The following is a 23,163-nucleotide window of genomic DNA, read 5'->3' as shown; positions in this document are numbered from 1 at the left end:
CGCCAGCCCCGGCGGGGACCGGCCCGGCCTGCGAGGCCTAGGCTTGGGGCATGAGTACGTTGCGCGGCCGGGTGGCTGGCCTTCCGCAGTGGGACCGCTGTGCGGTGATGGGTGTGGTGAATGTCACGCCCGATTCGTTCTCGGACGGCGGCCGCTGGTTCGACACCGGCGCGGCGGTCAAAAGGGGGCTGGATCTGGCCACCGGCGGGGCCGATCTGGTCGATGTCGGCGGTGAGTCCACCCGCCCCGGGGCCTCCCGGGTCGACGAGGACGAGGAACTGCGCCGGGTGATCCCGGTCGTCCGCGGCCTGGCCTCCGAGGGGGTCGTGGTGTCCGTCGACACCATGCGCGCCTCCGTCGCCGAGCATGCCGTCTCCGCCGGGGCCGTGCTGGTCAACGATGTGAGCGGCGGCCTCGCGGACCCCGCGATGGTGCCGGTGGTGGCCGCGGCGGGGGTGCCGTTCGTGGTGATGCACTGGCGCGGGTTCAGCGCGGACATGAACAACCGCGCGGTCTACGGGGACGTGGTCGCGGAGGTCGTGGCCGAGCTGCGGGACCGGATGGACGCGGTGGTCGCCGGGGGTGTCGATCCGGAGCGGATCGTGATCGACCCCGGACTCGGCTTCGCGAAGCAGGCCGAGCACGATCTGACGCTGCTGGCCCATTTGAGTGAATTGCATGGTTTGGAGCGCCCGTTGCTGGTAGCCGCCTCGCGCAAGCGTTTCCTGGGGCGGGTGCTCGCGGGGGACGAGGGCAGCCCGCCGCCTGCCCGGGAGCGGGACGCGGCGACGGCCGCCGTCTCGGCCATCGCGGCCCGCGAGGGCGCCTGGGCGGTACGGGTGCACGAGGTGCGGCCGACGGCGGACGCGGTACGCGTCGCGCGCGCCGTCGAGGGGGCGGTGTGAGCGCGGCCCGTACGGACCGTGAGCAGGTCGAACTGGCCAACACCGCGCTCTACGAGGCGATGGAGCAGGGTGACTTCGAGTCACTGTCCGAGATGTGGCTGGAGGGCGATGTCAGCTGTGTCCACCCCGGCTGGCCGGTGCTCCGCGGACACAGCGAGGTGCTGCGCTCGTACGCCCTGATCATGGCGAACACCGACTACATCCAGTTCTTCCTGACCGATGTCGAGGTCTCGGTCGAGGACGACACCGCGCTGGTGACCTGCACCGAGAACATCCTCAGCGGCGGGCCCGCGGAGGAGGACGGCGCGCTGGGCCCGCTGGTCGGCCAGCTGGTCGTGGCGACGAATGTGTTTCGGCGCACACCCGGCGGCTGGAAGGTGTGGTCACATCACGGTTCGCCGGTGCTCGCGGACACCGAGGAGGAGGATGGCGAGGGCGAGGGACAGAGCGGGGAGCCCTCCGGTCACTGACCCTCCGGCCCCTGGTGCAAGCGTCATTCGGCCCTCCACTCGTTCGAGTCGGGTACGAGTCGGGTAGGGGTGTGGCAGAAGGCGATGGGCAAGCACGGCCCGAGCCTGCCTAGCAGCCCGGCGGGCGAGTGTCCATAGCCCCCGTGGGCGAGAGTTGTCGGTGCTCGCGGGTAGATTCGATGCGAGTGGTATGCAGGCCGCAGGGTGGTGTGTGCGCCCGAGACCCGACGACCAGCAGGAGTGATTCGTGTGGACCGTGTCGCGCTGCGCGGCCTGAAGGCCCGTGGACATCACGGGGTGTTTCCCCAGGAGCGCGAGGAAGGCCAGACCTTCGTCGTCGACCTGGTGCTGGGCCTGGACACCCGCCCCGCGGCGGCGGACGACGATCTCGCGAAGACCGTGCACTACGGCGTGGTGGCGGAGGAGGTGGTGGACGTGGTCGAGGGCGAGCCGGTCGACCTGATCGAAACCCTCGCCGAGCGCATCGCCCAGCAGTGTCTGAAGCACGACGTCGTGCGGGAGGTCGAGGTCGTCGTGCACAAGCCGGATGCCCCCATCACCGTGCCCTTCGAGGACGTGACCATCACCATCACCCGGAGCCGAGTATGAGCACCAGCGACCCGACCGTGCAGCCCGTACCCGCCTCTGTGGTCGAGCAGGTGGACGCGGCCGATGTGACGCTCAGCAACCCCAAACGTGCCGTGATCTCGCTGGGCAGCAATCTGGGCAACAGGCTGGAGACCATCCAGGGTGCGGTGGACGCGCTGGAGGACACCCCGGGCCTGCGGGTCAAGGCGGTGTCGCCGGTCTACGAGACGCAGCCGTGGGGCGTCGACCCCGGCTCGCAGCCCGCGTATTTCAACGCTGTGGTGCTGGTCAAGACGACGCTCCCGCCGTCCTCGCTGCTCGAGCGCGGGCATGCGATCGAGGAGGCCTTCGAGCGCGTACGGGACGAACGGTGGGGGCCGCGGACGATCGATGTCGACATCGTGGCGTACCAGGACGTGGTCTCCGACGACCCGGTGCTGACTCTGCCGCACCCGCGGGTGCACGAGCGCGCCTTCGTGCTCGTGCCGTGGCACGACGTGGATCCGCAGGCCGAGGTGCCGGGGCACGGGGCGGTCGTCGAACTGCTGGACGGGGTGGGGCGCACGGGCGTGGAGCCGCGCTCGGACCTGGAACTCCGCCTCCCTGAATAGTCGTTAGGCTCCTTGGTGCGGATCGTCCGGCTTGGGCGGGTCCGGCAGGGGCAGGGACGCCATCGCGAGAAGAGGGGTCAGTGAAGCAGCTGCGGGTCAGGGTGCTGTTCGGGCTGTTCGGCGTCGCCGGGGTGCTGTCCTGGGCCGGGGCCCGGCTGTGGGACACCTTCGGCACGCTGCCGAGAGTGCCGGTGGCGGCGCCGATCGTGCTGGCGGCGATCGCGGCGGTGCTGGCGGCGACGGCGCTGTCCCTGCGCGCCCGGTTGAAGGCTCAGCGGGAGCGGCGGCCCGAGGCGAAGGGCGTGGACCCGCTCGTGGCCGCCCGGGCGGTGGTTTTCGGCCAGGCCAGCGCGCTGGTCGCGGCGCTGGTGTCCGGAATGTACGGCGGCACCTTCGTCTTTCTGCTCACGGCCGGTCTGGACGCGGCCGCCCGCCGGGACCAGGCGATCTACTCGGGTCTCTCGGTGGTCGCGGGCATCTGCGTGGTCGTCGCGGCGCTTTTCCTGGAGCGGGTCTGCCGCCTCCCGGAGGACGAGGACGAGAACAAGTCCAACGCCGCCCCGGCGTGACCGCTCCTGCACGGACTGCGGTCCCGGGGTCGATCAGCCCCGCACTGCGCTCCCGCTACCGCGACGGAGCAGCCGTCCCGGCCGATGCGCAGCAGCCGGCTGCGGCCGCCGCTGAGCAGCCTCCCCGGCCGTCACCGACGGCGGCCCCCAGCCGCGATGGAGCCTCCCCGCGGCCATAGCTGAGCGGCCGCCCGCAGCCGCGACGGAGCGGCTCGCCGGCGGGGGCTAGGCACCGGAGACCGTCTCGAGGTCCACGTCCTCCCTCGCGATCGCGTTCGCGTCGGCGTCGATGGAGCGGCGGAGGGCCGCGTGGAGGCGCGCCGGGGTGAGGACGCCGAGGAAGCGGTCGCCCTCCAGGACCGCGATCCAGCCCGCGTCGTGCTGGAGCATCGTGCTGAACGCGTGTTTGAGGGAGGAGCCGACCGGCAGCCACGCCTCCATGCGGCGGGCGTGGGTCCGTACCGTCCCCCGGGTGTCCGCTGCCGCCGAGTCGGCCGACAGCCAGCCGTGGAGGGTGTCCGCGTCGTCGAGGACGACGGCCCAGCGCGCGCCGTCGGCCGTCAGCCGGGAGGCCACCTCGCGCAGCGGGTCGTCGAGATGGACCACCGGGGGCTGCTCCAGGTCACCCGGCTCGATCGTCGTCACCGACAGGCGCTTCAGGCCCCGGTCGGCGCCGACGAAGTCGGCCACGTACGGCGTCGCGGGCGCGCCCAGCACCGCCGCCGGGGGGTCGAACTGCTCGATGCGGCCCTGCCCGTACACCGCGATGCGGTCACCGAGCCGGACCGCCTCCTCGATGTCGTGCGTGACGAACAACACGGTCTTCCGCACGGTCGCCTGGAGCTTCAGGAACTCGTTCTGGAGGTGTTCGCGGACGACCGGGTCGACCGCGCCGAACGGCTCGTCCATGAGCAGCACCGGCGGGTCCGCGGCCAGCGCACGCGCGACGCCCACCCGCTGCCGCTGGCCGCCCGAGAGCTGGTCGGGGTAGCGGTTGCCGTAGACCGAGGGGTCGAGGCCGACCAGGTCGAGCAGTTCGGCCGCCCGGTCCCGGCCCTTCTTCCGCTGCCAGCCCAGCAGATGCGGCACGGTCGCGGTGTTCTCGAGGACCGTTTTGTGCGGGAAGAGGCCGACCTGCTGGATGACGTAGCCGATACGGCGGCGCAGCTTCACCGGGTCGATGGCGGAGATGTCCTCGCCGTCCAGCAGAATGCGCCCCGACGTGGGTTCGATCAGCCGGTTCACCATCTTCATGGTGGTGGTCTTGCCGCAGCCGGACGGTCCGACGAGCGTGACCAGCTCGCCCTCCGCGACCTCGAAGGACAGGTCGTCGACGGCGGTGGTGCCGTCGGCGTAGCGCTTGGTGACGTGCTCGAAGCGGATCATGGCATCCCATTGTGGCCGATACAGGCCCGATTCTTGTGAAGAACGTATTGCCGCGCTGTGGCAGTCCTCACCGGTTGTCAGTCCTCGGGGATAGGGTCGCCAGGCATTGAAGCACCCAGGCGCAACGGGAGAGGGGGGACGGGCGTGAGCAGCAAAAACTGCTTGGAAGCGAACGACTGGATTTGCGGCACGTACGTCCGCACGCGCAGCCAGGAGCTGCTGGACGCGACCGTCCAGCATGTCGGGATCACGGTCGCATCCGTGGTCATAGGCCTGCTGATCGCTTTCCCGCTGGCGCTGCTCGCCCGGCGGCGCCGCTTCGCGGGGCCGGTGCTCGGGCTGACGACAGTTCTCTACACCGTGCCGTCGCTGGCGATGTTCGCCCTGCTGATGCCGGTGTTCGGGGTCTCGGCCTCGGTCGTGGTGACCGGTCTGGTGCTCTACTCGCTGACCGTGCTCGTACGGAACATCCTGGCGGGCCTGCAGGCGGTACCGGAGGAAGCGCGGGAAGCCGCGCGGGGGATGGGTTACGGGCCGGGCCGGCTGCTGTTCGGGGTGGAACTGCCGCTCGCCCTTCCCGCGCTGATGGCGGGCGCGCGGATCGCCACCGTCTCCACCGTCTCGCTGACCACGGTCGGCGCGATCGTCGGGTACGGGGGACTGGGGAATCTGATCTACGACGGCATGGGGAGCTTCTTCAAGGCGCAGGTGCTGACGGCCTCGGTGCTCTGTGTGGCGCTGGCCGTGCTGGCCGATGTGCTGCTGCTGGGCGTACAGCGGCTGCTGACGCCCTGGACGCGCGGTCGTCGGCGCACCTCCGGGCGCGCCTTCGCCCGCATACGTACGGCGGGGGCGGGCTGAGCCGGTGGGTGCGATAGCGGACGCCTGGACATGGCTGGCCACGGGCGCCAACTGGGCGGGCGAGAGCGGTGCACTGCACCGGCTGGGCGAGCATGTCCATCTGACGGCGGTGTGCCTCGCGCTGGCCTGCCTCATCGCTCTGCCGGTCGCCCTCCTGCTCGGCCATGTCGGCAAGGGCGGGGCGCTGGCGGTGAACATCTCCAACGCCGGTCGCGCGGTGCCCACCTTCGCGGTGCTGGTGCTGCTGACGCTCACCCCGCTGGGCAAGCAGGGCGAACTGCCGACGATCATTGCCCTGGTGCTGTTCGCTGTGCCGCCGCTGCTGACGAACGCGTATGTGGGGATGCGTGAGGCGGACCGGGATGTCGTGGAGGCGGCGCGCGGTATGGGGATGTCCGGGGTGCAACTGCTGGCCCGGGTCGAACTCCCGCTGGCCTTCGCCCTGATCATGACCGGTGTGCGGTCGGCGGCGGTGCAGGTGGTCGCGACAGCCACGCTCGCCGCGCTGCCGGGCGGCGGCGGCCTGGGCCGGGTCATCACCGCGGGCTTCAACACGTACAACACTCCGCAGGTGGTGGCCGGGGCGATCCTGGTCGCCGCGCTGGCCCTGCTGGTCGAGGCGCTGCTGGCGCTGGCGCAGTGGCTGTTCGACCCGATGAGGCGGCGGCAGCCCGTCGCCGCGGTCAAGGCTGTTTGAGAAACGATCAGTTGGATGGTGATCCCATGAGCAGGACCCCGCGTGCGACGCGTGGAATTCGGGCGGCGGGCGCGGCCATGGCCGTGGCCTCGCTGACGGCGACGCTGGCCGGGTGCGGCGGCGAGAGCCTGGAGAACAAGGAAGGTGGCTCGAACTCGGCGGGCGGCGAGGGCAAGAAGGGCTCGCTGGTGGTCGGTTCCGCCGGATTCACCGAGTCGGCTCTCCTGGCCCAGCTCTATTCCCAGGTGCTCTCCGACGCCGGATACGGCACGAGTATCAAGGAGCTGGAGAACCGCGAGCTCTACGAACCGGCGCTGGAGAAGGGCCAGATCGACGTCGTACCGGAATACGCGGCTACGCTTGCTGAATTCCTCAACGGCAAGAAGAACGGGCCGAAGGCGGCTCCCGTCGCGTCCAGTGACGTAGCCAAGACGGTCGACGAGCTGAAGAAGCTCGCCGAGCCCAAGGGCCTCAAGGTCCTCCCCGCCGGCGAGGCGGTCGATCAGAACGCCTTCGCGGTGAGCAAGGAATTCGCTGCGAAGCACCAGCTCAAAACCCTCTCCGACCTGGGGAAGTCGGAGCAGAAGATCAAACTCGCGGCCGGTGACGAGTGCGATATCCGGCCGTTCTGCCGGCCGGGTCTCGAGAAGACGTACGGCATCGACATCACCGGGGTCGACCCCAAGGGCGTCGGCACCACGCCCGCCAAGCAGGCGGTCAAGGACGGTACGGACCAACTCGTGCTGACCACGACCACCGACGCCACGCTCAAGGACTTCGGGCTGGTGCTGCTGGAGGACGACAAGAACCTGCAGAACGCCGACAATGTGCTGCCCGTGGTGAACCCCGACAAGGCCGGGGGCAAGGACGTCGAATCGGCTCTCGGCAAGCTCACCAAGGCTCTGACGACCGACGATCTGATCGAGCTGAACCGCAAGGTCGACGCGGAACGGCAGAAGCCCGCGGATGTCGCCAAGGAGTACTTGGAGTCGAAGGGATTGCTGGGGAAGTAACCGGCCGAAAACAGATTGGCGGGTGGGTCCCCATGCGTACCGGACGCACGGTAGGTTTCTGGCCATGCCACGTGGACGCCACCGCCATTCACCACCCTTGCACAGGCTTCTTCCCCCCGCGGCGGTCGCCGGTGCTTCACTCTCCTGCGCTGCCGGTGCCTGGCTGTTGGGCGATCCGGTGGGGCTCCGCGTACTGGTAGCGGCCGCGGCCGCCGCCGCTGTCGTCGGCGCGTTCCTGATGCGTTCCTGGGACCGCGCCGCCGGCAAGCGCGTCGCCGAACTCGCCACCGCGCGCATTCGCGACGAATGGCGCACCGACGAGCGGATTGCCGAGCTCGAGACGGACGTCGAGGAGTCGCGCGAGCTGCGCTCCGCGCTGGAGGCCCGGCTGCGCGCCAAGCGCGGTGAACTCGCGCGGCTGCGCGGCGAACACGCCGAGCTGCTCCGCCGGTACGCCACCGCCGAGACCGAGCGTGCCAGCGCCCTCGAAGGCCGCCGGCTGCTCGCCCTGGAGGCTGCCGCTCCCGCAAAGGCCCTGCCCGCCACGGCGGATGGTCTCGACGCGAACGGGGCGCCGACGCCGAGTACGTACATCAAAGCGGACAAGGCGCTCACCGAGCTGATCCGCAACCGAGCCCGGCAGCAGGCGCAGAGAACGGTTCAGGCCGCCCGTCGCCGCGATCTCGCGGAACGGGAGGCGGAGCAGCCGCAGGGGAAGCACAAGGCGGCCGCCGAGAAGGGTGCCCCCTCTCGAACGGTCGCCACCGACGACGCAACGACGGGGAGCGCGACGGGCAGCACGGCCGGGAGCGCATCCGGCAGCGCGGCCGGGACGGGGAAGCGCACCCCGCCGCCTGCCAACGAGCACCACTCCGTGCCGATTGCCGCCGCCGTCGTGCCGTACACGCCGACGCGCCGCTCCCTCTCCCGGCACGAGGGACGCTTCGACTTCTTCGGCACGCAGGCTGCGGGGGCGGGCGGCCCCGAGTCGTCCGCGTCCGGCCCGGGCGCGGACGACGACTCGCCTGACCACTCGGCTGCTACGGACGCGGCGGTTACGGACGCGGCTGTGACGGACGAGGACGAGGACCTGGCCGATGTCGTCGGGCCTGAAGTCCTCGCCGAGCACGAGGCGGACGTGACGGGTGAGGTCATCGACCTCACCGCACACGACGAGACGGAGCAGATCGACGTCCGGGAGCTGCGGGCCCACTCCTCGTAGGACCCGTAGCGCCCGTGCGCGTATGTCCGTGGGATGCGGGGCGAGGAGCCCATGGCGGGCCGGGCTCCCGACGAAATACCGTTCGGCTACTTGTCGCTATTTGTCGATGTCCCCGACGACGAAGAACAGCGAGCCGAGGATCGCGACCATGTCCGCGACCAGTGTGCCCGGCAGCAGCACCGTCAGCGCCTGGATGTTGTTGTACGAGGCCGAGCGCAGTTTCAGCCGGTACGGAGTCTTCTCGCCCTTGGACACCAGGTAGTAGCCGTTGATGCCGAGCGGGTTCTCGGTCCACGCGTAGGTGTGGCCCTCCGGCGCCTTCAGCACCTTCGGCAGCCGCTGGTTGATCGGCCCCTGCGGCAGCTCCGCGATCCGGTCCAGGCAGGCGTCCGCGAGGTCCAGGGCGTTGTGCGCCTGGTCCAGCAGGCACTCGAAGCGGGCCAGGCAGTCGCCCTCGGTCCGGGTGACCACCTGGAGTACGTCCTGCAGTTCCCCGTACGCGAGGTAGGGCTCGTCGCGCCGCAGGTCGAAGTCGACGCCCGAGGCGCGGGCGATCGGGCCGCTCACGCCGTAGGCGTGCACGGCCTCCGGCGACAGCACGCCGACCCCGCGCGTCCGCCCCCGGAAGATCTCGTTGCCGAGGACCAGCCGGTCGTACACGTCCATCCGGGTCCGGACCTCGGACACCGCTTCCCGCGCCCGGCCGAGCCAGCCCGCCGGAAGGTCCTCCTTCAGCCCGCCGACCCGGTTGAACATGTAATGCATCCGGCCGCCGGAGACCTCCTCCATGATGTGCTGGAGCTTCTCGCGCTCGGTGAACGCATGGAAGATCGGGGTGATTCCGCCCAGTTCGAGCGGGTATGAGCCGAGGAACATCAGGTGGTTGAGCACCCGGTTCAGCTCGGCGAGCAGCGTGCGCGTCCATACGGCGCGCTCCGGGACCTCCATGCCGAGCATCCGCTCGACGGCGAGCACGACGCCGAGTTCGTTGGAGAAGGCCGACAGCCAGTCGTGGCGGTTGGCGAGCATGATGATCTGCCGGTAGTCGCGCGCCTCGAACAGCTTCTCCGCGCCCCGGTGCATATAGCCGATCACTGGCTCGGCGTGCTGGATCCGCTCGCCGTCGAGCACGAGCCGCAGTCGCAGCACACCATGCGTGGAGGGGTGCTGCGGGCCGATGTTGAGCACCATGTCCGTGCTCTCCGCCGCACCGCCGACCCCGACCGTCGTCTCCGTCATAGGGACAGTCTCGCAGCTGCCGCGTCCGCATACGCTGGGGGCATGGATACGGGGACGGGGCCTGAGCCGGAGACGGACAGAGACACGGACAGAGACGCGGTGGGGGACACCGGCGGGCAAGCGGACAGGGACACGGACACTGCCACGGATACCGGTCCGGCCACGGCCACAGCTACGGCTACGGCCACGGCCACAGCCACAGCTACGGCTATCGATGCCGATTCCGATACGGGCTGGACCGGGCTGCCCGGGGGGCTGCTGCGGATGCGGCGGCTGATCCTCGTGAGCACGCTGCCGACGCTCGCGGCGGTGGCAGTGGCGGTGCTGTGGCCCTTGGCCGGGCCGGTTTGGGCCGCGCTCGCCGCCGCCCCGCTGCTGGGGCTCACCGGCTGGGGCTGGCGGCTGCTGGAGCGGAACTGGCGTTCCTGGCGGTACGCAGAGCGCGCCGACGACCTGCTGCTCAGCCGCGGGGTGCTGTGGCGGGAGCAGACCGTGGTGCCGTACGGGCGGATGCAACTCGTCGAGGTCACCTCCGGACCGTTGGAGCGGCGCTTCGGCCTCGCGAGCCTCCAACTGCACACCGCGGCCGCGGCGAGCGACGCCCGGATCCCGGGCCTGCCTCCCGAGGAGGCGGCGCGGCTGCGTGAACGCCTCACGGAGCTCGGCCAGGCCCGATCGGCGGGACTGTGAGCGAGGCGCGGGACGCGGCGGAGGCGCTGGAGGCGGCAGACGCTCGGGACGGGGCAGACGCTCGGGACGGGGCGGACGCGCCGGATGCGGCGGACGCGACGCGGGATGCTGGAGCTGCGCGGGATGTCACGGAGGTACCGGACGGGGTGGAGCGGCGGCTTCACCCCGTCACCCCACTGCGCCGCGCCTGGGCGCCGATCGCCGTAACCGCCGGCGTCGCGGCCCACGACCTGGACCGGGCGCGGCGGTGGGCCACGGAACTGACCGTGGAGGTCGCGCTGCTGGGCCTCGCCGCGCTCGTCCCGGTTGCCTGCGCGTACGGCTTTCTGTCCTGGTGGTTCACTCACTACGCGGTCACCGACACCGAACTGCGCATTCGTACCGGGCTGATCTTCCGGCGCGCAGCGCACATCCGGCTGGACCGCATCCAGGCCGTGGACGTCACCCAGCCGCTGCTGGCCCGCTTCCTCGGCGTCGCCAAGCTCAAGCTCGATGTCATCGGCGCGGACGCCAAGGACGAGCTGGCCTTCCTGAGCGAGGGGGAGGCGCGGGCGCTGCGCGCGGAGCTGCTGGCGCGAGCCGCGGGCATCGCGCCGCAGGCGGTGCGGGAGGCGGGAGAGGCGCCCGTACGGCAGTTGGTGCGGGTCGACCCCAAGACCCTTGCCCTGTCGCTGCTCCTGATGACGAGCTCTTGGCTGGCTCTGGTGGCGGCGGTCGTCGCCCCGCCGGTGGTGTGGTGGCTGAGCGACAGCCTGTGGGCGGCGATCGCGACGGCGCTGCCCTTCCTCGGCGGGGTATGGGCGAACAGCGGCGGCCGTTACATCTCGGAGTACGACTGGACGGTCGGGGAGTCCCCGGACGGGCTGCGGCTCGACCATGGGCTGCTCGACCGCGAGCACGAGACCGTCCCGCCGGGGCGGGTGCAGACCGTACGGATCGTCGAGCCGCTGCTGTGGCGGCGGCGCGGCTGGGTCCGTGTCGAGCTGGACGTGGCCGGTTCCGAGAACAGCGTGCTGCTGCCGGTCGCCGAACGGGCCGTCGCGGAAGAGGTCATCGGCCGGGTCCTGCCGGGCGTCGACCTGCGCGCGGTGACGGCGGCGCTGGAAGCATCGCCGCGGCGGGCCCGCTGGTGCGTGCCGCTGTGGTGGCGGAGCTACGGGTTCACGGCGGACGACCAGGTCTTCGCCGCGGGCCAAGGGGTGTTCTGCCGCTCCCTGGCCCTCGTTCCGCACGCGAAGGTGCAGAGCATTCGGCGGTCGCAGGGCCCTTGGGAGCGACGACGGGGCGTCGCGGACGTCCATGTGGACACCGGGGCCAACAAAACGGTCACAGCCCGCCTCCGCGATGTGTCCGAAGCCGTGACGATCACCAGGGCTCAGGCGGACCGCTCCCGTACGGGCCGCAGGGACGCGCTTCCGGACCGCTGGCTGACGGGCGGTCAGGGCGGTCAGGGCGGTTAGGACGGTTGGCCCGCGTCCTCGGGGGCTCGCTCCAGGGCCGCTCCTACTCCCCGAGTGCGGTGCCGAGGCCGGGGAGGCCGGTCGGCTGTATGCCCTTCGGCTGGAGCAACCAGCCGAAGGCGCCCAGCCCGGCTGGGTCGGTCAGTTCGGCCGCCTCGCCCGCCGAGCCCAGCGCACGCACATACGCAGCCGGGTCGCTCGACGCCAGGGCGAGTGCGGGACGGCGGCCGGTCACGCCGAGGGCGCGGAGCGCGTCCCGCTGGGTCAGGAGAGCCGGTGCCAGGCGATGGGGCGTCTCGTACGGCCCGCAGGCGCGTGCGTCCCCGGGCTGACCGGCCGTTCCGGATCTGCCTGTATCGGTGGGGCCGCCCGGTCGGGACCCGCTTGCTCCGGACCTGTCTGCGCACGCGCGCGTGCCGCTGATGTGATCGGCTGTTCCGGACCTGTCTGCCTGCCGCCCGTCCGTCAGGGACCCGACCGCGTCGAACCCGGCGCCTGCGTCCGCGTCCGCGTCGAACCCTGCGCCTGCTTCCGCGTCGAGCCCCGCGTCCGCCTCCGCGCCCGCGGCCGCGCACGCGTCCAGTGCCACGTGCGCGGTGATGTCGCAGGACCCGTCCGGCGACGGCCGTACCTCCCGCCCGTCCCGGAAGCCGGCCAGCGTGCCGAACGGCGGCCGGTCCGAGCATCCGTGTGCGTAGTCGACGGCCACCGCGAGGCCGCGGTCGAGGGACCGTACGGCTCGCGCCCAGGCGGCGTCCCGCGGGTGGCCGATCTCCGCGCGCAGGCCCGGCTCGCCGCCCAGCGGCCACCACCGGTCGAGCCAGTCCGCGTCGGCGCCGTTCACGCGGTCGCCGAGCCGCTCCGTCCCGTCCGCGGCGACCAGGACCTCGCGCGGCTCGCCCGCAGCGTCGGTCTCGGCCACGGCCACCGGTACGTTGTCCAGCCACTCGTTGGCGAAGACCAGTCCTGTGACCGACCCCGGCTCCGGCAGCGAGGGGAGCCACTCGATGCGCTCGTCGAGTCCTTCGGGACGTGCCGCGCGCTCGACGGCGTACACCTGCAGCCGCTCGATGAGGGCGGGGCGGACGTGTCCGGGATGATCCTGCCCGGAGCCGGAGCCGGAGCCGGAGCCGGAGCCGGAGCCGGAGCCGGAGCCGGAGCGACCAAGCACTGGGCCTGATTCCGGGGATGGGCCACCGGCGGGCGGACCTGCGACCCGGGACAGACCGGCTTCAGGTGGCTGGACCGCGCCCGGGGACGGGCCGGCGGCAGGCACCGGGCCCCCGCCCGGAGACGGACCCGCGGCCGGGGACGGGCCGGCGCCGGCGGACGGGCCCGCCCCGGGGCACGGGTCCGCGCCCGGGGGCGGATCCGCCAGTGCGGCGAGGACACCCGTCAGCAGTTCGCCGCGCCCCGCGCCCACGTCCACCAGCGCCAGCCGTTCCGGACGCCCCAGGGCGTCGTCCACCCGCCGCAGCAGCTCGGCGACGGCCGAGGCGAAGAGCGGGGAAGCATGCACCGACGTGCGGAAATGGCTCGCGGGGCGCTCCCGTACGAAGAAGCCGTCCGGTCCGTACAGCGCCTCTTCCGCGGCCGCCCGCCACCCGCGCCACTGCCCTGCTTCGCTCACCACGCCACCACGGTACGGGCGGGTCCTTGTGCCGCCCCCATCCACCTTGCGGAGTACGCGGAAGCCGCAAGGTTCGACCCTCCGGTTGACCCCGGCACGTACTCCACCTGCTTACGCTGGGTTACGTGCAGCGCCTCTATGATTTTCTCCGCAGGCACCCGACAGGGGTCGACAGCTTCTGGGCCGTCATGCTCCTCGGGTTCAGCGGCTTGTGGCTCGTCTCGGACACCCTCATCCGCGAGGAGCGGATCTGGGCGGTCTTCGTCACGCTCGCGCTGTGCACCGTGCTCGCCCTGCGCCGCCGCGCTCCGGAGAAGATGCTGCTGCTGGCGGCCGGCGTGGGCCTGCTTCAGCTGGTCACGAACGTTCCGCAGAACCCTGCCGACTTCGCCATGCTGGTGATCATCTACACCGCGGCGGCGAACGGCGCCCTGTGGTCCTCCCGGTTCGCGCTGGCCGGCGGCCTCGCCGCTCCCGCCATCGCCAATATCCGCTGGTCGGACAATTACCAGACGGGCTGGCAGAACTTCGTCGTCACGGTCTTCATGACCGTGCCCTTCGCCCTGGCGTGGGTGCTCGGCGACTCGCTCCGTACCCGCCGCGCCTACTACGCCCAGCTGGAGGAGCGCGCCGCCCGTCTGGAGAAGGAGCGCGAGGCGCAGTCCAAGATGGCGGTCGCCGCGGAGCGGGCGCGGATAGCGCGCGAGCTGCACGACGTGGTCGCGCACAACGTGTCGGTGATGGTCGTGCAGGCGGACGGCGCCGCGTACGTTCTGGACGCCGCCCCGGACCAGGCCAAGCAGGCCCTGGAGACGATCTCCGGCACCGGTCGCCAGGCCCTCGCCGAGATGCGCCGGCTGCTCGGCGTGCTGCGCACCGGCGAACCCGGGGAAGGCAGCGACTATGTGCCGCAGCCGGATGTCGGCCAGCTCGACGACCTCATCGAGCAGGTGCGCGGGGCGGGCCTCACCGTGGACTTCAAAGTCCAGGGCAGCCCGCGCCCGCTGCCCAGCGGCGTGGAGCTGACGGCGTACCGCATCGTGCAGGAGGCGCTCACCAACACCCGTAAGCACGGCGGCCCGGAGGCCGGCGCGACCGTCCGTCTCACCTACGGCGACGCCGAGCTCGATCTGCTCGTCGAGGACGACGGGCGCGGGGCGCAGCACGAGCTGTACGAGGACGGCGGCGCGGACGGCCTCGGCCACGGACTGATCGGTATGCGCGAGCGGGTGGGTATGGTCGGCGGCCGGCTCGCCACGGGGCCGCGGCCCGGCGGCGGCTTCCGGATCAGCGCGGTGCTGCCGCTCAGACCGGTCGGCTGAACCCCTGCCGAGGACCCGCCCCGGATCGGCGCCGGCGGCCGTACCATCCAGCACAGCGACGAAAGGGAACACCGCAGATGTCGATCCGCGTGATGCTCGTCGACGACCAGGTGCTGCTCCGCACCGGGTTCCGCATGGTGCTGCAGGCGCAGCCGGACATGGAGGTCGTGGCGGAGGCCGGGGAGGGCGTGGAGGCCCTTGAGGTGTTGCGCACGACAGATGTCGATGTGGTCCTCATGGACGTGCGGATGCCGCGGATGGACGGGGTGGAGACGACCCGCCGCATATGCGAGAGGGAAGAGGCCCCGAGGGTACTGATCCTGACGACCTTCGACCTCGACGAGTACGCCTTCTCCGCGCTGAAGGTCGGCGCGAGCGGCTTCATGCTCAAGGACGTGCCGCCGGCCGAGCTGCTGACCGCGATCCGCGCCGTGCACAGTGGTGACGCGGTCGTCGCGCCGAGCACCACCCGCCGCCTCCTGGACCGCTTCGGCCCGATGCTGCCGAGCGCCGGCACCGAACCGGGGCACACCGAGCTGAAGCGGCTGACCGACCGGGAACGTGAGGTTCTGCTGCTGGTCGCGCAGGGCCTGTCGAACGGCGAGATCGCGGCGAAGCTCGTCCTCTCCGAGGCCACGGTCAAGACGCATGTGGGCCGCATCCTGACCAAGCTGAACCTGAGGGACCGGGTGCAGGCGGTGGTGCTGGCGTACGAGACGGGGCTCGTACGGGCGGGCAGCGGGGGCGCGTAGCAGGCGCTCGCACGGCTTCGCCCGGCTCGGCGGGGGGAAGGGCGGGTCAGCCGCCCGACTTCGGCTCCACTGGTTCGGCGCCTTCGGGCACTTCGGGCCGCTCGCGTTCGGCCCGTTCTGCCCTTGCGGCTCGTTCGACCCGTTCGACTCGCTCCAGGAACCCCGCGACCGCCTCCGCGACATCCGCTTCCGTCCACTCCAGACCGGGCGCGGCGACCGTCAGTTCGGTCTTCGCCAGGCCGGGCACGCCCGCGTCCTCCCAGGTCCGGAAGAGCGTCGTCCGGGTCTCCTCCGCCTGCCGGACCCCGGCCTCGTTCAGGACCTCGGCCGGGTGAGGCAGCCACACCTGGAACTGATGCGTGTGCGGTACGGCCGGGCACTCCGGCAGGCGCGGCAGTTCCCGATCCAGCCCGGCCAGTGCCGCCAGTGCCGCGGGCCACTGCTGGAAGCCCGCCGTAGCGGTGCCGCCAGGCCTTCGACTCGTCGACCAGGCTCTGCGGACCGGCCAGCGCGGCCCCGGACAGACCGCCGAGCGACTTGTAGAACGAGACGTACACGCGCTGTCCGCGAGGGCGGCGATCTCCGGGAGCGCGCGCCTGAAGTGCGGGGCGCACTCCCACAGTCGCGCGCCGTCGATGTGCACCACTGCCTCACGTTCCCGCGCCGCCACCACGACGGCGGTCAACTCCTCCCACGAGGGCAGCACGAAGCCCGCGTCCCGTAGCGGAAGCTCCAGCATCAGCGTGCCGAACGGCTCGTCCAGATCCCGTACCTCCGCGGCCGTCGGCAGCCGCGGTTCGGTCGTCGGATGAACCGTGCGCAGCCCGCTGACCATGGAGAGCGCATCCCGTTCCCACACCTCGGGGTGCGCCAGAGGATGGATCGCCACCGTCGGACTGCCGGTCCGCCCGGCCCAGCAGCGCAGTGCGACCTGCTGCGCCATGGTCCCGGTGGGGAAGAACGCGGCGGCTTCGGTGCCGAGCAGCCCGGCGACCCGGCGCTCCAGCCCGGAGACGACGCCGTTGCCGTAGATGTCGGTCCAGTCGATCAGGTCGTACGAGTCCGGGGCGTGCGCCACCAGCTGCTCCAGCCGCTGGGCGATGGTCTCGCCCGAGGGCCCGCCCGCGAGTATTCGGTCCGACCTGTTCCATGCCGTGAGCCTGCGGGCCGGCTTCTCATCGGCGCTCGTGTCCGTCATGGGCCGATGATGTCGCAGGGGGTCTCCCGCGGGCCCGAGGTTTGTCGGGGTACGGATGCGGGGGCTTCTCGCGGGGGTGTGCCGCCGGGCTGCTGGGACGGAGCGAGCGGGCGGAGTGGGAGCCACCGGAGGAAGTCGGAGGAAGTGGAGGCCGCCGGCGGAAGTGGGACCCGGCCGGAGGGAACGCGAGCCCGCCGAAGGGAGTGGGAGCCCGCTGGAGGGAGCTGGAGCCCGTCGGTGTACGGGACGGGGCTCCGCGGCCGGTTCCGCTGCCTGGCAGACGGGACCCGGCCCCGGCGCCGGGCAACGAGACGGGGCGCGGAGCCGTCTCCGCCCTCCCGCTTGTCCACAGCGCGTGGACAGTTCGGAAGCTCTCGGAAACACTCGCGTAGCATGGCGGGGGAACGTCCGGTACCCCTGGCGGACTGGAACGGAAGGCCGTCCCCGCGTGAACGCACCTCATCACCCAGAGCCCAAGGACCGCCCGGCCCGGCTCACTGTCGGCGTTGTCGGCGCGGGCCGTGTCGGCCCCACCCTCGCCGCGTCCCTCGAGCTCGCCGGGCACCGTCCGGTCGCCGTCTCCGGGGTCTCCGACGCCTCCGTACGGCGAGCGGCCGCCGTCCTCCCCGACGTGCCCGTCGTATCGCCCGCCCAGGTCCTCGAAGCCGCCGACCTGGTCCTCCTCACCGTGCCCGACGACGCCCTCCCCGGTCTCGTCGAGGGACTCGCCGAGACCGGATCCGTACGCCCGGGCCAGCTGCTGGTGCACACCTCCGGCCGCTACGGCGTGGGCGTCCTCGAACCCGCCCGGCGCGCCGGCGGTCTGCCGCTCGCCCTGCACCCGGCCATGACGTTCACCGGCACGGCCGTGGACGTACAGCGGCTGGCCGGCTGCTCCTTCGGCGTCACCGCACCCGAGGAGCTGCGGCTGGCCGCCGAGGCGCTGGTCATCGAGATGGGCGGCGAGCCCGAGTGGATCGAGGAGGCGTCCCGCCCGCTCTACCACGCTGCCCTCGCCCTCGGCGCGAACCATCTGGTCACCCTGGTCGCCCAGTCGATGGACCTGCTGCGCGCCGCGGGGGTGGAGGCCCCCGACCGGATGCTCGGCCCGCTCCTGGGCGCCGCACTGGACAACGCCCTGCGCTCCGGGGACGCCGCACTGACCGGCCCGGTCGCCCGCGGCGACGCGGGTACGGTCGCGGCCCACGTCGCCGAGCTGCGCAAGCACGCGCCGCACGCCGTCGCCGGTTATCTGGCGATGGCCCGTACGACCGCGGACCGGGCGCTCGCGCACGGGCTGCTGAAGCCGGAACTGGCGGAGGACCTGCTGGGGGTCCTCTCGGACGGAGGTCGCTGACGATGTTCGGCAAGCGCGCCGCGGTGAAGGAGCGCCAGGTCCATCTGGCGCGCACCCGCCGGGAACTCGAGGACGTCGAGGACGACTACTTCGAGGACAACACCCGCACCGTCGTGGTGATGACGATGGGCGCCCTCCACGAGGGGCACGCCACGCTGATCCGGCACGCGCGCAAGCGAGCGGGGCGCGGCGGCATGGTGGTCGTCACGGTCTTCGTCAACCCGCTGCAGTTCGGTCCTCACGAGGATTTCGACCGCTACCCGCGCACGCTCGACACGGACGTGGACGTCTGCCGTGAAGCGGGCGCGGACGTGGTGTTCGCCCCGACCGTCGAGACGGTCTACCCGCACGGGCAGCCGCAAGTGCGGCTCGGCGCGGGCCCGATGGGTGAGCGCTGGGAGGGCGCGTCGCGCCCCGGCCACTTCGACGGCATGCTGACCGTCGTCCACCGCCTGCTGCGCATCACCGGAGCCGACTGCGCCGTCTTCGGTGAGAAGGACGCCCAGCAACTGGCCCTGATCCGCCGCATGGTGCTCGATCTGGAGCTGGACGAGGACGTGGAGATCGTAGGTGTCCCGACGGTGCGCGAGGCGGACGGCCTCGCGCTCTCCAGCCGCAACCGCTACCTCTCGGCGGAGCAGCGGGGTACGGCGCTGGCGCTGTCACGGGCGCTCTTCGCGGGGCGTGACGCGGGGCGGCGCGCCGCCGGAGCCGCTGCCGTACAGGGAGCGTCGTACGGGCGCGAGGCGTCCGCACCCGACGGCAGGACGGCCGTCAGCGCCGCGGCGCAGACGCCCGGTGGGGCGGGTGCGCCCAGCGGGGCCGGCCGGTCCGTTGCGCCCGGTGCGGAAGAGCCGGCCGGGGGCCCCGCCGGCGGACGGACACCTGATGCGTCCGCTGCCGACGGGGCGGGCGCCGGTGCCGCTCCCATCGCTGCCGCCGCGTCTGCCGACCCGGACCGCTCCGACTCCGGCGGCCCGGCACCGGTCGCCGAGCCCATAGCCGTACGCGGCGCCGCTCGGGCGGTCCTCGACGAGGCCGCCCGCCTCGACCCGCCGCTCCAACTCGACTATCTGGCGCTGGTCGACGCCGCCGACTTCTCGGAAATCCAGCAGGACTTCCACGGCGAGGCAGTCCTCGCGGTGGCCGCCAGGGTCGGTACGACGCGCCTGATCGACAACGTCCGCCTCCAGTTCGGAGCCGCCCGATGACGCCTCACACCACCCGGCAGCGAGCCCTGGCGGTGGCCGCCGTCTGGGCGGGCGTCCTGCTCTTCGCCGCGGGAAGCCCGTACTTCTGGGCACCGCTCGCCCTGGTGGTCCTCCCGCTCGCGGCGGACGCCGCCCTCCCGGCCGCCGTGACCGCCCGTCCGCGCAGGACGCCGGGCCGGCGGTCCGGCATGCGCCCGGGGAGCGATCGATGACCTCGGCCGAGATAGCCCCGTCGCACGGTGGCGCCGGCTCCGACGGCGCGTCAGCGCCGGAGGCGCAGGCACTCACGCTCCATGCCCCCGCGCCCGGTTGGGCCATCGAGGCCGATGTGGTCGTCGTCGGCTCGGGTGTCGCCGGACTGACCGCCGCCCTTCGCTGCGCCGCCGCCGGGCGGAGGACCGTCGTGGTCACCAAGGCCCGGCTCGACGACGGCTCCACCCGCTGGGCGCAGGGCGGTATCGCCGCCGCGCTCGGCGAGGGCGACACCCCCGAGCAGCACCTCGACGACACCCTCGTCGCGGGCGCCGGACTCTGCGACGAGCAGGCCGTGCGCACACTGGTCACCGAGGGACCCGACGCCGTGTGGCGGCTGATCGGGACCGGCGCGCAGTTCGACGTCTCCGCCGAGACGGGCGACATAGAACTGACCCGCGAAGGCGGCCACCACCGCCGTCGGATTGCGCACGCGGGCGGTGACGCGACCGGCGCGGAGATCTCACGGGCCCTGGTCGAGGCGGTGCACGAGGCCGCGGTCCCGCGCACCGGGAGCGAGGGGAGCATCGAGACCGTCGAGAACGCCCTCGTGCTCGATCTGATCACCGACGCCGAGGGCCGTACCGCCGGAGTCACCCTGCACGTCATGGGCGAGGGGCAGCGGGACGGCGTCGGCGCCGTGCACGCCCGCGCCGTCGTCCTCGCCACCGGCGGCATGGGCCAGGTGTTCTCCGCGACGACCAACCCCGCCGTGTCCACCGGCGACGGCGTCGCTCTCGCGCTGCGCGCCGGCGCCGAGGTGAGCGACCTGGAATTCGTCCAATTCCACCCCACCGTCCTCTACTTGGGGCGGGGTGCGGAAGGCCAGCAGCCGCTGGTCTCCGAGGCGGTCCGGGGCGAGGGCGCGTACCTCGTCGACGCCGACGGCGTCCGCTTCATGCAGGGACAGCACGAGCTGGCCGAACTGGCTCCGCGCGACATCGTCGCCAAGGGCATCATGCGGCGCATGCAGGAGCTGGGCGCCGAGCACATGTACCTCGACGCCCGCCACTTCGGCGCCGACATGTGGGCCGCCCGCTTCCCGACCATCCTGGCCGCCTGCCGCGCGCACGGCATCGACCCGGTGACCGAGCCGATCCCGGTTGCGCCCGCCGCCCACTACGCGTCCGGCGGCGTACGGACGGATCTCCTGGGCCGCACGACCGTGCCCGGGCTGTACGCCTGCGGCGAGGTCGCCTGCACCGGTGTCCACGGCGCGAACCGGCTCGCCTCCAACTCGCTCCTCGAAGGCCTCGTCTTCGCCGAACGCATCGCGGCGGACATCACCTCCGGTGCGCAGGACGGTTCAGCGGAGGCTCGTTCAGCGGAGGCCCGTTCCGTGCAGGCCCGTTCCGTGCAGGACGGTTCGGCGAAGCACGCGTCAGCGAAGGCCCGTTCGGACGGGGAGAAGGCCACGCCACTGCTTCCCCCCGAGTCCCGCTTCGTCATCCAGCGGATCATGACCTCCGGCGCCGGTGTCCTCCGCAGCGCGGAGAGCCTCGCGGCGGCGGCCCTCGCTCTGGAGTCCCTGCACACCGAGGCCGTGGCGGACCTGGACCGGGACGGGAAGACCGCCGAGCCGTGCGTCGAGACCTGGGAGGCCACCAACCTCCTGCTCGTCTCGCGGGTTCTGGTCGCCATGGCCCGCGAGCGCGAGGAGACCCGGGGCTGCCACTGGCGCGAGGACCGCCCCGAACGGGACGACGACAGCTGGCGCCGCCACCTCGTCGCCCGGCTCACACCGGACCGCTCCCTCCTGCTCCGCCCCACCGCCACAGCGCAGCTCCCGCCCGTACGGCCTGCAGCCCACGCCCAGGAACCGAACGCCGCCCCGGCCGCCGACCCCATCTCCCCCACCGCTCCCGAGGAGTGCTCGTGAACATCTCCGACGACCGTCCACCGTCCGTCGACCTCCCGCTGCTCCAGATCGGCGGCCCTCCCGCCGCCGCTGCGGACGCAGGCGGCTGCGGCGACGCGTGCGGCTGCGGGGGCGACGACGAGGGTTACGAGCTCGACCCCATGGAGTGCGGTCTCGATCCGGCGCTCGCGCAGCTGCTCGTCGACGCCGGCCTGGACCCGGTCCAGGTCGAGGACATCGCCCATATGGCGATCGAGGAGGACCTCGACCACGGTGTGGACGTGACGACGGTCGCGACCATCCCCGAGGACGCCGTCGCCACCGGCGACTTCACCGCCCGCGAGGCCGGTACGGTGGCGGGCCTGCGCATCGCCGAGGCGGTCCTCTCCGTCGTCTGCACCGACGCGTTCGAGGTCGAACGGCACGTCGAGGACGGGGACCGGGTGGAGCCCGGCCAACGGCTGCTCTCGGTCCGCACCCGGACCCGCGACCTCCTCACCGGCGAGCGCAGCGCCCTCAACCTGCTCTGCCGCCTCTCCGGCATCGCCACTGCCACGCGCGCGTGGGCCGACACCCTGGAGGGAACCGGCGCCGCGGTCCGCGACACCCGCAAGACCACCCCGGGACTCCGCTCCCTGGAGAAGTACGCGGTCCGCTGCGGCGGTGGCAGCAACCACCGCATGTCGCTCTCGGACGCCGCGCTCATCAAGGACAACCACGTCGTCGCGGCGGGCGGTGTCGCAGCCGCCTTCAAGGCCGTACGGAGCGAGTTCCCCGGCGTGCCGATCGAGATCGAGGTGGACCGCCTCGACCAGATCGAGCCCGTGCTCACCGAGGGCGCGGACCTGATCCTGCTGGACAACTTCACCCCCGAGCTGACCCGCGAGGCCGTCGCCCTCGTCGCCGGCCGCGCCCGTCTGGAGTCCTCCGGCCGCCTCACCCTCGCAGGCGCCCGTACGTACGCCGAGACGGGTGTCGACTACCTCGCCGTGGGCGCGCTCACCCACTCCTCCCCGATCCTCGACATCGGCCTGGACCTCCGCGAGGGCTCCCGGGAGGAGCAGGTCTGATGCTGCTCACCATCGATGTCGGCAACACCCACACCGTCCTCGGGCTGTTCGACGGCCAGGACATCGTCGAGCACTGGCGCATCTCCACCGAAGCCCGCCGCACCGCAGACGAACTCGCGGTCCTCCTCAACGGCCTGATGGGAATGCACCCGCTCCTCGGCGAGGAGCTGGGTGACGGCATCGACGGCATCTCCATCTGCTCGACCGTCCCCTCCGTGCTCCACGAGCTGCGCGAGGTCACCCGCCGCTACTACGGCGACGTCCCCGCAGTCCTCGTCGAGCCGGGTGTCAAAACGGGCGTCCCGATCCTCATGGACAACCCGAAGGAGGTCGGCGCCGACCGGATCATCAACGCGCTGGCCGCCGTCGAGCTCTACGGCGGCCCGTGCATCGTCGTCGACTTCGGTACGGCCACGACCTTCGACGCGATCTCGGCGCGCGGCGAGTACGTCGGCGGTGTGATCGCCCCGGGCATCGAGATCTCCGTGGACGCGCTGGGTGTCCGCGGCGCGCAGCTCCGCAAGATCGAACTGGCCCGGCCTCGCAGCGTGATCGGCAAGAACACGGTCGAGGCCATGCAGTCCGGCATCCTCTACGGCTTCGCCGGCCAGGTCGACGGCGTGGTGGAGCGGATGACGCGGGAACTCGCCGACGACCCCGACGAGGTGACCGTCATCGCCACCGGCGGTCTGGCACCCATGGTGCTCGGCGAGTCCTCGGTCATCGACGAGCACGAGCCGTGGCTCACCCTCATCGGTCTCCGGCTGGTCTACGAGCGCAATATCTCGCGGGGCTGACACCG

The 23,163-nt window shown here is 72.2% G+C and carries 23 protein-coding genes and 1 pseudogene; 19 read left to right on the top strand and 5 right to left on the bottom strand.

The window, feature by feature from the left end; all coding sequences use genetic code 11:
• Window positions 1–50: 50 nt before the first annotated feature.
• The 5 genes from folP (at window position 51) to ABZW18_RS17305 (ending at window position 3,143) form a co-directional block, all read left to right on the top strand.
• Window positions 51–905, top strand: a complete 855-nt coding sequence (gene folP, locus ABZW18_RS17325; protein ID WP_356188123.1) for a dihydropteroate synthase — start codon at window positions 51–53, stop codon at window positions 903–905.
• Window positions 902–1,375 (top strand): nuclear transport factor 2 family protein, encoded by a 474-nt coding sequence (locus tag ABZW18_RS17320; RefSeq protein ID WP_356188121.1) that lies wholly within the window; start codon window positions 902–904, stop codon window positions 1,373–1,375. Before folP ends, ABZW18_RS17320 begins: the two co-directional genes overlap by 4 nt.
• Window positions 1,376–1,624: 249 nt before the next feature.
• The gene (folB, locus tag ABZW18_RS17315) at window positions 1,625–1,984 is read left to right on the top strand and encodes a dihydroneopterin aldolase (protein WP_356188119.1); all 360 of its coding nucleotides are present in this window, start codon (window positions 1,625–1,627) and stop codon (window positions 1,982–1,984) included.
• Window positions 1,981–2,574 carry a 2-amino-4-hydroxy-6-hydroxymethyldihydropteridine diphosphokinase gene (gene folK, locus ABZW18_RS17310; protein ID WP_356188117.1) on the top strand — a complete coding sequence of 198 codons (594 nt, stop codon included), beginning with the start codon at window positions 1,981–1,983 and terminating at the stop codon, window positions 2,572–2,574. The genes folB and folK overlap by 4 nt, the downstream gene beginning before the upstream one ends.
• Before the next feature lie 80 nt (window positions 2,575–2,654).
• A complete protein-coding gene (locus tag ABZW18_RS17305) occupies window positions 2,655–3,143 on the top strand; it encodes a DUF3180 domain-containing protein (RefSeq protein ID WP_356188115.1) in 489 nt (162 codons plus the stop codon).
• 225 nt (window positions 3,144–3,368) lie between these two features.
• Here ABZW18_RS17305 and ABZW18_RS17300 read toward each other — a convergent pair whose 3' ends face one another.
• On the bottom strand, window positions 3,369–4,529 hold the full coding sequence (locus tag ABZW18_RS17300; RefSeq protein WP_356188113.1) for a betaine/proline/choline family ABC transporter ATP-binding protein: 1,161 nt from the start codon (window positions 4,527–4,529) through the stop codon (window positions 3,369–3,371).
• A 144-nt stretch (window positions 4,530–4,673) separates the two neighbouring features.
• Here ABZW18_RS17300 and ABZW18_RS17295 point away from each other — a divergent pair, with 144 nt between their 5' ends.
• From ABZW18_RS17295 to ABZW18_RS17280, 4 genes are all read left to right on the top strand, one after another.
• The gene (locus ABZW18_RS17295) at window positions 4,674–5,390 is read left to right on the top strand and encodes an ABC transporter permease (protein WP_356188111.1); all 717 of its coding nucleotides are present in this window, start codon (window positions 4,674–4,676) and stop codon (window positions 5,388–5,390) included.
• Between the two features lie 4 nt (window positions 5,391–5,394).
• Window positions 5,395–6,087 carry an ABC transporter permease subunit gene (locus tag ABZW18_RS17290; protein WP_356188109.1) on the top strand — a complete coding sequence of 231 codons (693 nt, stop codon included), beginning with the start codon at window positions 5,395–5,397 and terminating at the stop codon, window positions 6,085–6,087.
• 26 nt (window positions 6,088–6,113) lie between these two features.
• Entirely contained in the window at window positions 6,114–7,100 is a 987-nt protein-coding gene (locus tag ABZW18_RS17285) for an ABC transporter substrate-binding protein (protein ID WP_356188107.1), read from the top strand.
• 64 nt (window positions 7,101–7,164) lie between these two features.
• Window positions 7,165–8,322, top strand: a complete 1,158-nt coding sequence (locus tag ABZW18_RS17280) for a hypothetical protein (protein WP_356188105.1) — start codon at window positions 7,165–7,167, stop codon at window positions 8,320–8,322.
• A gap of 96 nt (window positions 8,323–8,418) precedes the next feature.
• Here ABZW18_RS17280 and ABZW18_RS17275 read toward each other — a convergent pair whose 3' ends face one another.
• On the bottom strand, window positions 8,419–9,561 hold the full coding sequence (locus ABZW18_RS17275; protein ID WP_356188103.1) for an NADH-quinone oxidoreductase subunit D: 1,143 nt from the start codon (window positions 9,559–9,561) through the stop codon (window positions 8,419–8,421).
• Window positions 9,562–9,603: 42 nt separating this feature from the next.
• On the opposite strand from ABZW18_RS17275, the gene ABZW18_RS17270 reads away from it, so the two are divergent.
• Together ABZW18_RS17270 and ABZW18_RS17265 are read left to right on the top strand one after the other, a co-directional pair.
• Window positions 9,604–10,251: a PH domain-containing protein gene (locus ABZW18_RS17270; protein ID WP_356188101.1), complete on the top strand. Its 648-nt coding sequence runs from the start codon at window positions 9,604–9,606 to the stop codon at window positions 10,249–10,251.
• 146 nt (window positions 10,252–10,397) lie between these two features.
• Complete coding sequence (locus ABZW18_RS17265; protein ID WP_356188142.1) at window positions 10,398–11,711, top strand: PH domain-containing protein; 1,314 nt, start codon at window positions 10,398–10,400, stop codon at window positions 11,709–11,711.
• A gap of 43 nt (window positions 11,712–11,754) precedes the next feature.
• On the opposite strand, the gene ABZW18_RS17260 is transcribed toward ABZW18_RS17265, so the two are convergent.
• Both ABZW18_RS17260 and ABZW18_RS17255 read right to left on the bottom strand, forming a co-directional pair.
• Entirely contained in the window at window positions 11,755–12,768 is a 1,014-nt protein-coding gene (locus ABZW18_RS17260) for an SAM-dependent methyltransferase (RefSeq protein ID WP_356188140.1), read from the bottom strand.
• Window positions 12,769–13,086: 318 nt separating this feature from the next.
• Window positions 13,087–13,344 (bottom strand): annotated as a pseudogene (locus tag ABZW18_RS17255) (hypothetical protein); the annotation flags it as partial.
• Between the two features lie 122 nt (window positions 13,345–13,466).
• Between ABZW18_RS17255 and ABZW18_RS17250 the strand changes: the two are divergent.
• Both ABZW18_RS17250 and ABZW18_RS17245 read left to right on the top strand, forming a co-directional pair.
• Window positions 13,467–14,663 carry a sensor histidine kinase gene (locus tag ABZW18_RS17250; protein ID WP_356188099.1) on the top strand — a complete coding sequence of 399 codons (1,197 nt, stop codon included), beginning with the start codon at window positions 13,467–13,469 and terminating at the stop codon, window positions 14,661–14,663.
• Between the two features lie 77 nt (window positions 14,664–14,740).
• Window positions 14,741–15,415, top strand: a complete 675-nt coding sequence (locus ABZW18_RS17245) for a response regulator transcription factor (protein WP_356188097.1) — start codon at window positions 14,741–14,743, stop codon at window positions 15,413–15,415.
• Between the two features lie 46 nt (window positions 15,416–15,461).
• On the opposite strand, the gene ABZW18_RS17240 is transcribed toward ABZW18_RS17245, so the two are convergent.
• Window positions 15,462–16,613, bottom strand: a complete 1,152-nt coding sequence (locus tag ABZW18_RS17240) for a beta-eliminating lyase-related protein (protein WP_356188095.1) — start codon at window positions 16,611–16,613, stop codon at window positions 15,462–15,464.
• Between the two features lie 448 nt (window positions 16,614–17,061).
• Here ABZW18_RS17240 and ABZW18_RS17235 point away from each other — a divergent pair, with 448 nt between their 5' ends.
• Genes ABZW18_RS17235 through ABZW18_RS17210 form a run of 6 tightly spaced genes read left to right on the top strand, consistent with a single transcriptional unit; the run spans window position 17,062 to window position 23,158 of the window.
• Window positions 17,062–17,970, top strand: coding sequence for a DUF2520 domain-containing protein (locus tag ABZW18_RS17235; protein ID WP_356188093.1), 909 nt, complete (start codon window positions 17,062–17,064; stop codon window positions 17,968–17,970).
• A gap of 2 nt (window positions 17,971–17,972) precedes the next feature.
• Window positions 17,973–19,181 (top strand): pantoate--beta-alanine ligase, encoded by a 1,209-nt coding sequence (gene panC / locus ABZW18_RS17230; protein ID WP_356188091.1) that lies wholly within the window; start codon window positions 17,973–17,975, stop codon window positions 19,179–19,181.
• Window positions 19,178–19,393, top strand: a complete 216-nt coding sequence (locus ABZW18_RS17225) for a hypothetical protein (protein WP_356188089.1) — start codon at window positions 19,178–19,180, stop codon at window positions 19,391–19,393. Before panC ends, ABZW18_RS17225 begins: the two co-directional genes overlap by 4 nt.
• On the top strand, window positions 19,390–21,312 hold the full coding sequence (locus tag ABZW18_RS17220) for an L-aspartate oxidase (RefSeq protein ID WP_356188087.1): 1,923 nt from the start codon (window positions 19,390–19,392) through the stop codon (window positions 21,310–21,312). Before ABZW18_RS17225 ends, ABZW18_RS17220 begins: the two co-directional genes overlap by 4 nt.
• A complete protein-coding gene (nadC, locus tag ABZW18_RS17215) occupies window positions 21,309–22,361 on the top strand; it encodes a carboxylating nicotinate-nucleotide diphosphorylase (RefSeq protein WP_356188085.1) in 1,053 nt (350 codons plus the stop codon). Before ABZW18_RS17220 ends, nadC begins: the two co-directional genes overlap by 4 nt.
• Complete coding sequence (locus ABZW18_RS17210; protein ID WP_356188083.1) at window positions 22,361–23,158, top strand: type III pantothenate kinase; 798 nt, start codon at window positions 22,361–22,363, stop codon at window positions 23,156–23,158. The genes nadC and ABZW18_RS17210 overlap by 1 nt, the downstream gene beginning before the upstream one ends.
• Window positions 23,159–23,163: the final 5 nt, after the last annotated feature.

The organism is Streptomyces sp. NPDC004647, from assembly GCF_040609575.1.
In the GTDB taxonomy this organism is placed as follows: domain Bacteria; phylum Actinomycetota; class Actinomycetes; order Streptomycetales; family Streptomycetaceae; genus Streptomyces.
Note: the sequence above shows the minus strand (reverse complement) of the source record. Positions and strands in the feature narration are given on the sequence as shown.